This window comes from Mesorhizobium sp. RSR565B, from assembly GCF_054719465.1.
Genome location: NZ_JBTTIE010000001.1, coordinates 4681840 through 4694649, shown reverse-complemented (window position 1 = coordinate 4694649; position 12810 = coordinate 4681840). Strand labels below are relative to the sequence as shown.

15 protein-coding genes and 1 tRNA gene are annotated in these 12810 nt (G+C 66.0%); 12 read left to right on the top strand and 4 right to left on the bottom strand.

The annotated features are described in order from the left end of the window. From ACYG9R_RS22525 to ACYG9R_RS22515, 3 genes are read left to right on the top strand one after another with little or no spacing between them, the layout of a single operon-like run. Entirely contained in the window at positions 1-633 is a 633-nt protein-coding gene (locus tag ACYG9R_RS22525) for a precorrin-8X methylmutase (protein WP_023823117.1), read from the top strand. After that, positions 630-1403 carry a precorrin-2 C(20)-methyltransferase gene (locus tag ACYG9R_RS22520; RefSeq protein WP_031199068.1) on the top strand — a complete coding sequence of 258 codons (774 nt, stop codon included), beginning with the start codon at positions 630-632 and terminating at the stop codon, positions 1401-1403. The genes ACYG9R_RS22525 and ACYG9R_RS22520 overlap by 4 nt, the downstream gene beginning before the upstream one ends. Then, positions 1400-2164 (top strand): precorrin-3B C(17)-methyltransferase, encoded by a 765-nt coding sequence (locus ACYG9R_RS22515; protein WP_023823118.1) that lies wholly within the window; start codon positions 1400-1402, stop codon positions 2162-2164. Before ACYG9R_RS22520 ends, ACYG9R_RS22515 begins: the two co-directional genes overlap by 4 nt. Here ACYG9R_RS22515 and ACYG9R_RS22510 read toward each other — a convergent pair. Then, positions 2128-2886: a cobalt-precorrin-6A reductase gene (locus ACYG9R_RS22510; RefSeq protein ID WP_032885524.1), complete on the bottom strand. Its 759-nt coding sequence runs from the start codon at positions 2884-2886 to the stop codon at positions 2128-2130. The two genes, ACYG9R_RS22515 and ACYG9R_RS22510, sit on opposite strands and share 37 nt — an antisense overlap. Positions 2887-3094: 208 nt before the next feature. Between ACYG9R_RS22510 and ACYG9R_RS22505 the strand changes: the two genes are divergently transcribed. The 8 genes from ACYG9R_RS22505 (at position 3095) to ACYG9R_RS22470 (ending at position 9900) form a co-directional block, all read left to right on the top strand. After that, the gene (locus tag ACYG9R_RS22505) at positions 3095-4321 is read left to right on the top strand and encodes a bifunctional cobalt-precorrin-7 (C(5))-methyltransferase/cobalt-precorrin-6B (C(15))-methyltransferase (protein WP_023823120.1); all 1227 of its coding nucleotides are present in this window, start codon (positions 3095-3097) and stop codon (positions 4319-4321) included. Beyond that, a complete protein-coding gene (locus ACYG9R_RS22500) occupies positions 4318-4704 on the top strand; it encodes a cobalamin biosynthesis protein (RefSeq protein ID WP_023690940.1) in 387 nt (128 codons plus the stop codon). The genes ACYG9R_RS22505 and ACYG9R_RS22500 overlap by 4 nt, the downstream gene beginning before the upstream one ends. Next, a complete protein-coding gene (cobM, locus tag ACYG9R_RS22495; RefSeq protein ID WP_023670837.1) occupies positions 4701-5465 on the top strand; it encodes a precorrin-4 C(11)-methyltransferase in 765 nt (254 codons plus the stop codon). The genes ACYG9R_RS22500 and cobM overlap by 4 nt, the downstream gene beginning before the upstream one ends. Continuing rightward, positions 5462-6268 (top strand): uroporphyrinogen-III C-methyltransferase, encoded by an 807-nt coding sequence (cobA, locus tag ACYG9R_RS22490; RefSeq protein WP_023670838.1) that lies wholly within the window; start codon positions 5462-5464, stop codon positions 6266-6268. Before cobM ends, cobA begins: the two co-directional genes overlap by 4 nt. Next, positions 6265-7578, top strand: a complete 1314-nt coding sequence (locus tag ACYG9R_RS22485; RefSeq protein ID WP_023670839.1) for a cobyrinate a,c-diamide synthase — start codon at positions 6265-6267, stop codon at positions 7576-7578. Before cobA ends, ACYG9R_RS22485 begins: the two co-directional genes overlap by 4 nt. Beyond that, positions 7575-8342, top strand: a complete 768-nt coding sequence (cobS, locus tag ACYG9R_RS22480; RefSeq protein ID WP_031199073.1) for an adenosylcobinamide-GDP ribazoletransferase — start codon at positions 7575-7577, stop codon at positions 8340-8342. The genes ACYG9R_RS22485 and cobS overlap by 4 nt, the downstream gene beginning before the upstream one ends. A gap of 24 nt (positions 8343-8366) precedes the next feature. Further along, positions 8367-9377 carry a nicotinate-nucleotide--dimethylbenzimidazole phosphoribosyltransferase gene (gene cobT / locus ACYG9R_RS22475; RefSeq protein ID WP_023823122.1) on the top strand — a complete coding sequence of 337 codons (1011 nt, stop codon included), beginning with the start codon at positions 8367-8369 and terminating at the stop codon, positions 9375-9377. A gap of 250 nt (positions 9378-9627) precedes the next feature. Beyond that, positions 9628-9900, top strand: coding sequence for a hypothetical protein (locus ACYG9R_RS22470; protein ID WP_155923157.1), 273 nt, complete (start codon positions 9628-9630; stop codon positions 9898-9900). On the opposite strand, the gene ACYG9R_RS22465 is transcribed toward ACYG9R_RS22470, so the two are convergent. From ACYG9R_RS22465 to ACYG9R_RS22455, 3 genes are all read right to left on the bottom strand, one after another. After that, positions 9893-10045, bottom strand: coding sequence for a hypothetical protein (locus tag ACYG9R_RS22465; protein WP_155923159.1), 153 nt, complete (start codon positions 10043-10045; stop codon positions 9893-9895). The two genes, ACYG9R_RS22470 and ACYG9R_RS22465, sit on opposite strands and share 8 nt — an antisense overlap. Before the next feature lie 32 nt (positions 10046-10077). After that, positions 10078-10153, bottom strand: a tRNA-Lys gene (locus ACYG9R_RS22460). A gap of 346 nt (positions 10154-10499) precedes the next feature. Further along, entirely contained in the window at positions 10500-11408 is a 909-nt protein-coding gene (locus ACYG9R_RS22455; protein ID WP_023823124.1) for a PhzF family phenazine biosynthesis protein, read from the bottom strand. A gap of 113 nt (positions 11409-11521) precedes the next feature. On the opposite strand from ACYG9R_RS22455, the gene ACYG9R_RS22450 reads away from it, so the two are divergent. Then, positions 11522-12808 (top strand): efflux RND transporter periplasmic adaptor subunit, encoded by a 1287-nt coding sequence (locus ACYG9R_RS22450; protein ID WP_023712690.1) that lies wholly within the window; start codon positions 11522-11524, stop codon positions 12806-12808. Positions 12809-12810: the final 2 nt, after the last annotated feature.

The following is a 12810-nucleotide window of genomic DNA, read 5'->3' as shown; positions in this document are numbered from 1 at the left end:
ATGGCCGCCTACGACTACATCCATGACGGCAACGCGATCTATGAACGTTCCTTCGCCATCATCCGCGCCGAGGCCGACCTGTCCCGGTTCTCCGAGGCGGAAGCCGACGTCGCCATCCGCATGATCCATGCCTGCGGCCAGGTCGAAGCATCAAGTCATTTTGTCTTCTCCAGCGATTTCGTCGCCGCCGCCCGCAGCGCTTTGGCGGCCGGCGCACCGATCTTCTGCGATGCCGAAATGGTCTCGCATGGCGTCACCCGCGCCAGGCTGCCGGCCGGCAATGAGGTGATCTGCACCTTGCGCGACCCGCGCACGCACGACATCGCCAAGCAGATCGGCAACACCCGCTCGGCCGCCGCGATCGACCTCTGGGGCGAACGCATGGCCGGTTCGGTCGTGGCCCTCGGCAATGCGCCGACAGCGCTCTTCTATCTCCTGGAAAAGCTGCGCGATGGCGCGCCGAAACCGGCCGCCATCATCGGCATGCCGGTCGGCTTCGTCGGTGCCGCCGAATCCAAGGATGCGCTGGCTGAAAACTCCTACGGCGTGCCCTACGCCATCGTGCGCGGCAGGCTTGGCGGCAGCGCCATGACTGCAGCCGCCCTCAATTCGCTGGCGAGGCCCGGCCTGTGAACGCAGCCGTCAAAGAAGATCTGGCAAAAGGCCGTCTTGTCGGCGTCGGCACGGGGCCTGGCGACCCCGAGCTCTTGACGCTGAAGGCCGCGCGCGTTCTGGCCGAGGCCGATGTCGTCGCCTACTTCGCTAAGCGCGGCAACAACAGCAATGCGCGCGCCATCGTCGAGGCGCGCTTCCGGCCGGATATGCTGGAACTGCCGCTGCTCTACCCCGTCACCACCGAGATCGACAAGGATCACGACGACTACCGTTCGCAGATCACCGATTTCTACGAGGAGTCGGCCGAGAAGGTCGCCGAACACCTCGAAGCCGGCCGCATGGTCGCCGTGCTCTCCGAAGGCGACCCGCTGTTCTACGGCTCCTACATGCACCTGCATGTCCGCCTCGCCCATCGCTTCCCGACCGAAGTCATCCCCGGCGTCACCGCCATGTCGGGCTGCTGGTCGCAGACCGGCGTGCCGATCGTCCAGGGCGACGATGTCCTGACGGTTTTGCCCGGCACGATGAGCGAGTTCGAGCTGACACGCCGTCTCGCCGACACGGATGCCGCCGTCATCATGAAGGTCGGCCGCAACCTGCCCAAGATCAGGCGGGCGCTGGAAGCCACCGGCAAACTGACCCGCGCCGTCTATGTCGAGCGCGGCACCATGGCCGGCAGCGTTTCGTTGAAGCTCGCCGACAAGCCGGACGACAAGGCCCCCTATTTCGCCATCGTGCTGGTCGCCGGCTGGTCCGGCCGGCCTGGCGTTATGGGAGGCACGCCGTGAGCGGCCGGCTCACCGTCATCGGCCTTGGGCCCGGCAATGCCGACCAGGTGACGCCGCAAGCCAGCCGCGCCGTCGCCGAGGCAAAGTTCTTCTATGGCTACAAGCCGTATCTCGACCGGCTTGATCTTCGCCCGGATCAAACCCGCGTCGCCTCGGATAATCGCGAGGAACTCGCCCGCTCCAAGGACGCGCTGGTAAAGGCGGCGGACGGCCATGACGTCGCCGTCGTCTCCGGCGGCGATCCCGGCGTGTTCGCCATGGCGGCCGCCGTCTGCGAGGCGATCGAGGCCGGTCCGGCCGAATGGCGCACCGTCGATGTCACTGTCGTGCCCGGCGTCACCGCCATGCTGGCGGTTGCCGCCCGCATCGGCGCGCCGCTCGGCCATGATTTCTGCGCCATCTCGCTATCCGACAATCTGAAGCCGTGGGAGCTGATCGAACTGCGCCTGCTCGCTGCCGCCGGCGCCGGCTTCGTCATCGCGCTCTACAATCCGATCAGCAAGGCGCGCCCCTGGCAGCTCGGCCGTGCCTTCGAATGCCTGCGCGCCATCCTGCCCGGCACCACGCCGGTCATCTTCGGCCGCGCCGCCGGCCGCCCGGACGAGCGCATCGAGGTTTTTCTGTTGGCCGATGTCGAGGCGGAAAGGGCCGACATGGCGACCTGCATCATCATCGGCTCGCCGGAGACACGGATCATCAAGCGCGGTGACAAACCGGCGCTGGTCTACACACCGCGTTCCGCGACGGGGTCGAGACCATGATCGATCATCGCGGCCAATGCTTCGACAGTTTCGGCCGACGGCACCTCCGGCAGGATGGGCCTGCGCACCATCACCACCTCGATACCGAGCGCCCGCGCCGCCGCGATCTTGCCGTAGGTGGCCTCGCCGCCGCTGTTCTTGGATACGACGACATCGATGCGGTGCTCCTCGAGCAGCGCGCGTTCATCCGCCTCGCGAAACGGCCCACGCGCCAGCAGGTAGGTCGCATCCGGCACCGCCAGTTTCGGCTCGACCGGATCGACGCTGCGGACAAGGTAATGATGCTGCGGCGCCGCCTCGAAAGCCGCGACCTCCTGCCGGCCGAGCGCAAGGAAGGCACGGCGCGGCGGCGATCCAAGCGCGTGCACCGCATCGCCTGTCGTATCGACCTGCGTCCAGCGGTCGCCATCTATTGGCTCCCAGCCAGGGCGGCGCAAAGCAAGGATCGGCACGCCGGTCATTTGCGCGGCTTGCGCCGCATTGGCGGAAATTCGCGCGGCATAGGGATGCGTCGCGTCGATCAGCAGATCGGTTCGCGTCTCCTTGAGATAGGCGGCCAGCCCGTCGGCGCCGCCAAATCCGCCGCTACGCACCGGCACGCCTTGCGCGACCGGACTTTCGGTACGCCCGGCCAGCGACAGGGTGACAAGGAAATCTTCCACCAGTTTTCCGGCCAATTGGCGCGCTTCTGTCGTGCCGCCAAGGATCAGAATCTTCTTCATGAGCACCATGTTGAACAGCGTCGGCGCTGCCCCTCACCCCTACCCTCTCCCCGTGAAGAACGGGGAGAGGGAGGCGTCAGCGCCGGAGCTTCTCCCTTCTCCCCGTCACTACACGGGGAGGTGAGGAGTGGTCTGGCTGGCAGACGAAAAGTCAATTGCTTGACTTTTCGAACGACGAACGCCTCAGGCGGATGAGGGGCGGCGCGACATGTCAAAAAAACAGCCCACGCCAAAATGGCTTACAATCGTCGGCATCGGCGAGGACGGTTTAGCGAGTCTCGGCGACGAGGCCAAGCGGCAGATCGTTGACGCCGAGACCGTCTTCGGCGGCAAGCGGCATCTGGCGCTGGTGGCTTCGCTCATCAAGGGTGAGCAGCGCCCATGGCCGGTGCCATTCGATGCCGGCATGGCAGACGTGCTGGCGCTGGCCGGCCGGCGCGTCTGCGTGCTCGCCTCCGGTGATCCGTTCTTCCACGGGGTCGGCGCCACCCTTGCCCGCAAGGTCAAGCCTGAAGAGATGCATGTCATCCCCGCGCCATCGGCGATTTCGCTGGCTGCCGCCCGGCTCGGCTGGGCGTTGCAGGACATCGAGACGATCTCGCTGCATGGAAGGCCGCTCGACCTGATCCGGCCGCTGCTGCATCCCAGGGCGCGCATCCTGGCGCTGACATCGGACGGCGACGCACCAGCGACAATAGCGCGCCTGCTCGTAGAGCTCGACTTCGGCGGTTCGCGGCTGACCGTTCTGGAAGCGCTGGGCGGACCGAACGAGAAGCTTCGCTCGGCACGTGCCGACGCTTTCGATCTCAGAGACATCAATCCGCTCAACGTGCTGGCGCTTGAGCTTGAATCGACACAAGAGGCCCGCATCCTGCCGCTGACCGTTGGCCGCGCCGACCATCTGTTCGAGCACGACGGCCAGATCACCAAGCACGACATCCGCGCCATCACGCTTGCGGCGCTGGCGCCGAGGCGTGGCGAATTGCTGTGGGACATCGGCGCCGGTTCCGGCTCCATCGGCATCGAATGGATGCTCGCTCACCCCTCGACGCGCGCCATCGCCATCGAGGCCAACAGCGACCGCGCCGCCCGCATCGTCCGCAACGCCGCGCATTGCGGCGTGCCCGGTCTTGTCGTGGTGGAAGGGTCGGCGCCCAAGGCACTGGCCGGGCTGGACACGCCGGATGCGATCTTCATCGGCGGAGGTGGCAGCGACGCCGGCGTGGTGAACGCCGCCATCAAGGCGCTGCCATCCCGTGGCCGTCTCGTTGCCAATGCGGTGACGCTGGAGATGGAGGCGCTGCTTCTCGCGGAGCACATCAAGCGCGGCGGCGACCTTACCCGCATCACCATTTCCCGCGCTTCTCCTGTCGGTTCGATGCAGGCCTGGCGCCCGGCCATGCCGGTCACCCAGTGGAGCTGGGTGAAGCCATGATGGTGGCGGGCATCGGCAGCCGGAAGGGCGTGAGCGTCGAAGACGTGCTCGCGGCGATCGAAACCGCCCTCGAAGCGCACGGGCTGGCGATAACGGCGCTGTCGGCCTTGGCGACCGCCGCGCTCAAGAAAGACGAAGAAGCGATCTCTGCCGCTGGCCGCACGCTCAACCTTCCCGTCATCATCGTTGATGACGCAGCACTTCAGGCCGTCTCGTCGGAGGCACTCAGCAAATCCGATCTCTCGCAGGATCTCGCCGGCACACCCTCCGTCTCAGAAGCCTCCGCCCTTGCCGTTGCCGGCCCCGGTGCAAAGCTGCTTGGTCCACGCACCGTGCTCGGCCCGGTCACCTGCGCCATCGCCATCAGCGGAGACGCGCCATGACCGTGCATTTCATCGGCGCCGGTCCCGGCGCCGCCGACCTCATCACACTGCGCGGCGCCAAGCTGCTGGCAAGCTGCCCGGTCTGTCTGCATGCCGGCTCGATCGTCGCGCCGGAATTGCTGCAACACTGCGCACCGGGGACCAAACTGATCGATACGGCGCCGATGTCACTCGACGAAATCGAGGTCGAATATGTGACAGCCCACCAGGCCGGCCACGATGTCGCCCGCCTGCATTCCGGCGACCTCTCGGTGTGGAGCGCCGTGGCCGAGCAGATCCGCCGGCTGGAAAAACACGGCATTCCTTACACGCTGACGCCGGGCGTTCCCTCTTTCGCCGCCGCAGCCGCAGCCCTTCGCCGCGAACTGACCATTCCCGAGGTGGCGCAAAGCCTGGTGCTGACCCGCGTCTCCGGCCGCGCCTCGAAAATGCCGCCGGGCGAAACGCTGGCCGGCTTCGGCCGCACCGGCGCGACGCTGGCCATTCATCTCGCCATCCACGCCATCGATCGCGTCGTCGCCGAATTGTCGCCGCATTATGGCGGCGATTGCCCGGTGGCGATCGTCTTTCGCGCTTCATGGCCGGACGAGCGCGTGCTGACCGGCACGCTCGCCACGATCGAGGCACTGCTCGCCGCCGACCCGATGGAGCGCACGGCGATCATCTTCGTCGGCCGCTCGCTGGCAGCGGAAGGTTTTGACGAGAGTTCATTGTACGACGCCCACTATCAGCGGCGTTTCCGGGGACGGGACGGATTGTGAGCGGTAAAAGCGAAAACACCACGCTCGAACAGGCCCTTGCCCGGCTGAACTTCAAGCCGCGCCGGCTTGAGCCGGGCCATGTCTGGCTGGCCGGCGCCGGCCCCGGCGATCCCGGCTGCCTGACGCTGGAAGTGCTGGCGGCTTTAGCCGAGGCAGATGCGCTGGTCTACGACGCGCTGGTCTCGCCCGACGTCGTCGCTGTCGCGGAAAAGGCCGAACTGTTCTTTGCGGGAAAGCGCGGCGGCAAGCCGTCGATGAAGCAGGACGACATCACCGCTCTGCTGGTGCGGCTGGCGCGCGATGGCCGCCGCGTCATCAGGCTGAAGGGTGGCGATCCCTATATTTTCGGCCGTGGCGGCGAAGAGGCGCTGGCGCTGGCGCGCGAAAAAATCCCGTTCCGCGTCCTGCCCGGCCTGACATCGGGGCTGAGCGCGCTGGCCGCCACCGGCATTCCCGCAACCATGCGCGGCATCAACAAGGCGATCATCCTGGCGACAGGTCATGCCGCCGGCACAGATGACGATCTCGACTGGGGCGCGATCGCCCGCACCGGCCAGCCGGTGGTCATCTATATGGGCATGGCCAATCTGCCTGTTATCGCCGCGTCGCTGCTCGAAGGCGGGCTGGCGCCGTCGACGCCGGCGGCTGTCATCGTTTCGGCGACGACACCGCAGGAGCGGACCGTCGTCGCGACACTCGCCACCATTTCCGAAGCGGCCGCCGCGGCGGAATTGGCCTCGCCGGCCCTCATTGTCGTCGGCGGCATCGTCGCCATGCGCGCAGCACTGGCGGGTAACGCATGACCCGCGCCATCATCATCGGCGCGCCGCGTTCCGGCTCCGGCAAGACCAGCGTCACCATCGGCATTTTGCGCGCGCTCGCCCGGCGCGGCATCAAGGTGCGCGGCGCCAAGTCCGGCCCCGACTATATCGATCCGGGTTTTCATACCGCCGCAACCGGTCTGTCCGGCGTCAACCTGGACAGCTGGGCGATGTCGCCTGACCTGCTCAACGCGTTGGCCGGCAATGCCACCGAGGATGCCGATTTTATCTTCCTCGAAAGCGCGATGGGCCTGTTCGACGGCATCCCGGCCGGACAAGGCCGCACCGGCTCGGCCGCCGATCTGGCGCGGCTCTACCACCTGCCGGTGCTTTTGGTGCTCGACGTCTCGGGACAGTCGACGACGGCGGCCGCCGTCGCCAAGGGTTTTGCCACCTACGACCCGGATGTGCGCATGGCCGGAATCGTGCTCAACCGTCTCGGCAGCGAGCGCCACCGCAAGCTGTGCAGCGAGGCGATCGAAACGCTCGGCCTGCCGGTCGTCGGCGCCATCCTGCGCGATCCCACGCTCAATTTGCCGGAGCGCCATCTCGGCCTCGTCCAGGCCGGCGAATATGCCGACCTGATGACGCATCTCGACCGCCTCGCCGACATGGTCGAGAAATCCCTCGACCTTGACGCCATCATGGCGCTGGCCGCGCCGTTTTCGCCGGCATCAGGCAGTTTCGAACATGCCTTGCAGCCGCCCGGCCAACGAATCGCGCTCGCCGAAGACGCCGCCTTCACCTTCCTCTATCCGCACGTCGCCGCCCACTGGCGTCAGGCCGGCGCCGAGATCGTGCCGTTCTCGCCGCTAGCCGACGAAGCACCGGTGCAGAATTGCGATGTCTGCTGGCTGCCCGGCGGCTATCCCGAGCTCCACTCCGGCAGCCTCGCGGCGGCGACCAATTTCCGAGCTGGCATGGCCAGGTTTGCCGAGACCAAGCCGATCCATGGCGAGTGCGGCGGCTTCATGGTGCTGGGCGAAGCGCTGGAGGACGCGGCCGGCGAGACGCACGCCATGCTTGGCCTGCTCGGCCATTCCACCAGCTTTGCCAAGCGCAAGATGAACCTCGGCTACCGCGAGGCACGCCTGCGCGTCGCCTGTCCGCTGGGGCCGCAAGGCGCGCTGATCCGTGGCCATGAATTCCACTATGCGCAGATGATTGCGACCGGCAATGACGAGCCGCTGGCCGACCTAGCCGATGGCCAGGGCAATCCACTCGGCGCCTCCGGCTACCGGCGCGGCCATGTCAGCGGCACCTTCTTTCATGCCATTGCGAGGAGTGCATGACCGCCGTGCCCTCGCCCCGGCAAGGGCTCGAGGACGTCGCGCTTTGCCTCGTCTTCTTCACCCGGCTGCCGCTGCCGGTCTTCGACTTTCGTGGCCGCAGCCTGGCCGATGCGATCTGGGCGGCGCCTGTCGCCGGCCTCGCCATCGCTGTGGTTGGTGCTGTCGTCTACGCAGCGGGCGTACAGCTCGGCCTTGCCCCCGGCCCGGCAGCAGCCCTTGCGTTTGCAGCAACCCTGCTCGCCACGGGCTGCCTGCATGAGGACGGGCTGTCGGATGTCGCCGACGGTTTTGGCGGCGGCAAGACGCGCGATAAAAAACTGGAGATCATGCGCGACAGCCGCATCGGCGCCTATGGCGCAGCAGCTCTTGGCCTGTCGATGCTCATCCGCTGGAGCGCGCTGTCGCAACTGGCCAATCCGACAAGCGTGCTCTTCGCGCTGATCGCCGCACACGCCGCATCGCGCGGCCTGCTCGGCGCGTTCATGCATCTGGCGCCGGCGGCGCGCAGTGACGGCCTGTCTGCCGGCGCCGGGACCGTCTCGGCCCAGACAGCTGTTCTCGGCGCCGTGCTCGGCGCCATCCCCCTTCTGACGCTGGGGCTCGGCGGCGCCTGTGCCGCACTGATCCTGCTCGCTCTCGTGTTCAGCGCCTTGCGCGCGCTCTCCCTCAACCAGATCGGCGGCCACACCGGTGACACGATCGGCGCCCTGCAGCAGCTGGGCGAGATCACGGTCCTGCTCGTCGCTTCCATTTCCCTGTCCTGATTCTTCCCCGGAGATTCCTTCCCCATGCCCTTCAAATCATTCGATGAACTGCGCGCCGCCTGTTTCGATCTGCCTGCCGGCAGCGATACCGCCGCCAATGCAGTCGCCCGCCGCCAGGACACGCTGACGAAGCCGCAAGGCAGCCTGGGCCGGCTGGAAACCCTCGCCGCCTGGCTGGCACGCTGGCAGGGCCGCGACATGCCGAAACTCGATCGCGTCAAAGTCTTCGTGTTCGCCGGCAATCACGGCGTCACCGCGCAGGGCGTGTCGGCCTTCCCGTCGGAAGTGACCGTGCAGATGGTGGCGAATTTTGCCGGCGGCGGCGCCGCCATCAACCAGCTTGCCCGCATCGCCGGCGCGGAACTCGACGTCATCCCGCTCGATCTCGATCATCCGACAGGCGACTTCACTGACGTGCCGGCAATGGACGAAAAAAACTTCCTCGCCGCCGTCTCGGCTGGCTATGACGCGGTGACGAACGACCTCGACCTCGTCTGTTTCGGCGAGATGGGCATCGGCAACACCACGCCGGCGGCCGCCATCTCGACCGCCCTGTTCGGCGGCGGCGCTGAAAAATGGACCGGGCGCGGCACCGGCGTCGACGATGCCGGGCTGAAGCGCAAGGTCACCGCCATTGAATCCGGCCTCAAGCGCCATGCCGACGCGCTGTCCGACCCGCTGAAGATCGCCGCCGCCCTTGGCGGCCGCGAACTCGCCGCCATCTTCGGCGCCACGCTCGCCGCCCGCCGCAAGAACGTCCCGGTGCTGCTCGACGGCTTCGTCTGCACGGCCGCCGCAGCACCCCTGGCGCGGCTGCACCCCAACGGCCTTGCCCACACCATCGCCGCCCATGTCTCGGCCGAATCCGGCCACCGCCGCCTGCTCGAAGCGCTCGGCCTGCCGCCGCTGCTCGACCTCGGCATGCGGCTCGGCGAAGGCTCGGGCGCCTGCCTCGCCGTCAACATCGTCCGCTCGGCACTGGAATGCCATGCGAGGATGGCGAGTTTTGCCGAGGCTGGCGTGTCGGAGAAGTAGCTAGAGCGATTTGACGGGAGGGCGCCGGCCCGAACCTTCACTGACCATCGTCGGGCCGGTCACTGGCATTCCGGGCTGGTGGCTCGAACAGCACGGCCGCTGAAAGATTCCCCACCTGGGGGTTGGCCCGCTGCTTCTGTGGTAGGCTCTTTTTACTGGCACTATTGGCCGCCCTTGCCGACAAAATGTGATTGACGTAACGGTGACCAGGCGCAATCATTACGGATTGTGCAGGGTGAGGGCGTTTTCAATGAAACTCGTTGTCTTTGGCGTAGCAATAGTATTGGCCGTTACCGGAGCAGCTGTTGCGAAAGAGAAGAAAAAGGTGGCCACCGCTCAGGCTACAACCTCGTGTTCTACAGCTCATAAGAAGGCTGGCAGCAAGCCGACCGCGAAACCGGATTGCAAATCGACAGGCACCGTGGTTGCGCGACCGTCAAATAGGGCCGAAAACTTCCTGGATCATTATAATCCGCGCTTAGGGTATGACACCAGTCCGTGGTTTCAAACTGGCTTTAATTGATGTCGGCTTCGGCTTCCGGGCCTTTCTTAATCCAGCGCGGCCTTCCCTCCTTCGCCAAATAGCGCACCGGCTTACCGGCCGCCGAGTTTAAGGCAAACCTGCCCCATGATTGAGGCATGTCGAGGCGCGTCAACGCGTCCGGCATTCCAAGGTCTTCCACCAACTTTTCTAGAAATTTGGTGGGTGCGCACAGGATTGAACTGTGGACCCGCTGATTAAGAGTCAGCTGCTCTACCAACTGAGCTACGCACCCACTCGGCCGGCAAAAACCGGCGTTGGCGGGCATATAGCCGCCGATACCGGTCCTGTCCAGCCCTGCCGGAATCATTTCCCGACAAATCGCTCCGGGCTTCGGTTTCGAGTGTTGCAGCGAAGCAAAAACCAGAGTCGTCGGCGGGACAGCGCCCCCCTCTGCCCTGCCGGGCATCTCCCCCACTTGGGGGGAGATTGGCAGCCTTGCCGTTTCGCCTGTCTTTCGGCGTTGGAGATTGGCGAAAGCCAATGCGACATCCGATCTCCCCACTCGTGGGGGAGATGTCCGGCAGGACAGAGGGGGGCGTGAAGGATCGCCGACAGCGACGATCTCAGCCACGGGCCACTCAAACGAACAGCTTGCCTTCCGCCACCTTTACCGCATGGCCGCCGATGCGCGCCGAGGCCAGTTTTCCGCCCTCGACAGTGAGTTCGAGCCGGATACGCGATGGCCGGCCCATCTCCAGCCCCTGCTCGATCCACAGCTGCGAAATGCCGTCGGTCGGGCCATCGAACTGCATGATGGCGCCGGCAAAGGCCGCCGCCGCCGACCCGGTCGCCGGGTCTTCATAGGACGGCGTGCCCGGCACGATCATACGGACATGGAAGGCGCTGTCATGCTTCACCGTCTGGCGGCAATAGACATACGGGCTGGCGAAAGCCCATTCGCTCTTGCGCGGCGCCAGTTCGGACCAGGCCTGGTTGTCGAGCTTGACCCGGGCCGCAGCCTCCAGATTGGCGACCGGAATGGTGACGTAAGGCACGCCTGCCGACCAGAACGACACCAGGTGATTCTCGAAGCCGATCTCGTGCGGCGCCAGCCGGAGGGCGGCGCCGATCGCCTTCGGGTCGGCATCGAGCTTCAGCGGCTCCGGCAGCTTCGCCAGGTCGAACTCGGCAAAGGTGGCGCCATCGTGCCGGCTGACGGCGCAGCGCACCGGGCCGATATTCTCCTCCAGCACGAAGATGCCGGCTTCGCCCTCGCCTGTCAGTTCGGCCAGCGCGATCGCGGCGCCAACTGTCGGATGTCCGGCGAACGGCATCTCATAGTCGGGCGTGAAAATGCGGATGCGGTTGCGATGTTTTGGATTGTCCGGCGGCAGCACGAAGACCGATTCGGACAGGTTGAACTCGCGCGCAATGGCCTGCATGGCGGCTGTATCCAGCCCTTGGCTGTCGAGCACGACAGCCAGCGGATTGCCGGCCAGCCGCTCCGTCGTAAACACATCGTAGAGCAAGTAATTGCGGGTCTGCATCTTGAAAAACCTTCCGCCTCAATCCGAACATGGCCGAAATTTAATTTGATATTCGAACCACCAAGCCTGATCTGTGCACATATAGGGACATTACGCTTTCATAGGGGTCCGGCGTGGACCAGCTTGTCAATCTGCCAAAGACGGAATCGGATTCCGCCATCGAGGCGGCGCTTGGGCTTGACCAGAGTGGTGTGCGCAAGACGCGCCGTCGTGGCTGGCTTTACGCGCTGCTGGCGCTGATCGCCGTTGCCGGCGGCCTCGCCGGCTACCAATGGTATGCCGGCTCCCCGGCCAAGATCGACTACACCACAACGCCGGCCACCATTGCCGACCTCACCGTCGCGGTATCGGCGACCGGCACGCTGCAGCCCCTCACCCAGGTCGACATTTCAAGCGAACTGTCCGGCATCATCCGCTCGGTGTCGGCCGAAGAGAACCAGCAGGTCAAGAAGGGCGATGTGCTGGCGACGCTCGACACGGTGAAACTTGAGGTCCAGATCGAACGCGCCGAAGCCTCGGCCAAGGCCGCTGCCGCCAATGTCGAGGACGCCACGGTAACCCTGAAGGAGAACGAAAGCGCCCTCACCCGCGCGGCCGAACTGACCAGGCGTGGCATGGCGACCGATCAGTCGCTCGAGGCGGCGACTGCCACGCGCGACCGCTCCAAGGCGGCGCTCGATAGTGCGCAGGCCAATCTCGCCATCGCCCAGGCCGATCTCAAGGCGCAGCAGACCGACCTTGCCAAGAGCACCATCTATGCGCCGATTGACGGCATCGTCTTGACGCGTTCCGTCGACCCCGGCCAGACGGTCGCCTCCTCGCTGCAGGCGCCGGTTCTGTTCATCATCGCCGCCGATTTGAGGAACATGGAATTGGTGGCGGCGGTCGACGAGGCCGATATCGGCGCGGTCAAACCAGGCCAGCATGCACGCTTCACCGTCGATGCCTTTCCGGAGCGGCCGTTCGACGCCGAGATCCGCGACATCTCCTACGCCTCGGTCACCACCGACGGCGTCGTCACCTACAATGCACGGTTGGAAGTCGACAATAACGAGCTTTTGCTGCGGCCCGGCATGACCGCCACGGTTTCGGTCGTCACCAGGCAGGCCAAGAGCGTGCTCACCGTGCCGTCCACCGCTTTCCGCTACCGCCCGGCGCAGCAGGCCGCGCGCGCGTGGAGCCTCAGCGATCTGTTCACCGGCCGCATGGGCCGTGGCGGCAACCGCCGCCAGCCGGTGAAGGCGCCCACCGACGGCTCACGCACGCTCTATGTGCTGGAGAACGGCCGGCCGCACCCGGTCAACGTCAAGATCGGCTCCACCGACGGCGAACTGACCGAGATCACCTCCGGGCTGGATGAAGGTGCAGAGGTTATCACGACCTCGCAGCTGCGGAGCTGACG

What these genes read in the sequence shown, in the direction of transcription:
- ACYG9R_RS22465 (WP_155923159.1), bottom strand. Translation starts at nt 10,045, where the DNA reads ATGCCGGACGCGTTGACGCGCCTCGACATGCCTCAATCATGGGGCAGG.
- cobM (WP_023670837.1), top strand. Translation starts at nt 4,701, where the DNA reads ATGACCGTGCATTTCATCGGCGCCGGTCCCGGCGCCGCCGACCTCATC.
- ACYG9R_RS22525 (WP_023823117.1), top strand. Translation starts at nt 1, where the DNA reads ATGGCCGCCTACGACTACATCCATGACGGCAACGCGATCTATGAACGT.
- ACYG9R_RS22510 (WP_032885524.1), bottom strand. Translation starts at nt 2,886, where the DNA reads ATGAAGAAGATTCTGATCCTTGGCGGCACGACAGAAGCGCGCCAATTG.
- cobS (WP_031199073.1), top strand. Translation starts at nt 7,575, where the DNA reads ATGACCGCCGTGCCCTCGCCCCGGCAAGGGCTCGAGGACGTCGCGCTT.
- ACYG9R_RS22505 (WP_023823120.1), top strand. Translation starts at nt 3,095, where the DNA reads ATGTCAAAAAAACAGCCCACGCCAAAATGGCTTACAATCGTCGGCATC.
- ACYG9R_RS22485 (WP_023670839.1), top strand. Translation starts at nt 6,265, where the DNA reads ATGACCCGCGCCATCATCATCGGCGCGCCGCGTTCCGGCTCCGGCAAG.
- ACYG9R_RS22470 (WP_155923157.1), top strand. Translation starts at nt 9,628, where the DNA reads ATGAAACTCGTTGTCTTTGGCGTAGCAATAGTATTGGCCGTTACCGGA.
- cobT (WP_023823122.1), top strand. Translation starts at nt 8,367, where the DNA reads ATGCCCTTCAAATCATTCGATGAACTGCGCGCCGCCTGTTTCGATCTG.
- ACYG9R_RS22500 (WP_023690940.1), top strand. Translation starts at nt 4,318, where the DNA reads ATGATGGTGGCGGGCATCGGCAGCCGGAAGGGCGTGAGCGTCGAAGAC.
- ACYG9R_RS22455 (WP_023823124.1), bottom strand. Translation starts at nt 11,408, where the DNA reads ATGCAGACCCGCAATTACTTGCTCTACGATGTGTTTACGACGGAGCGG.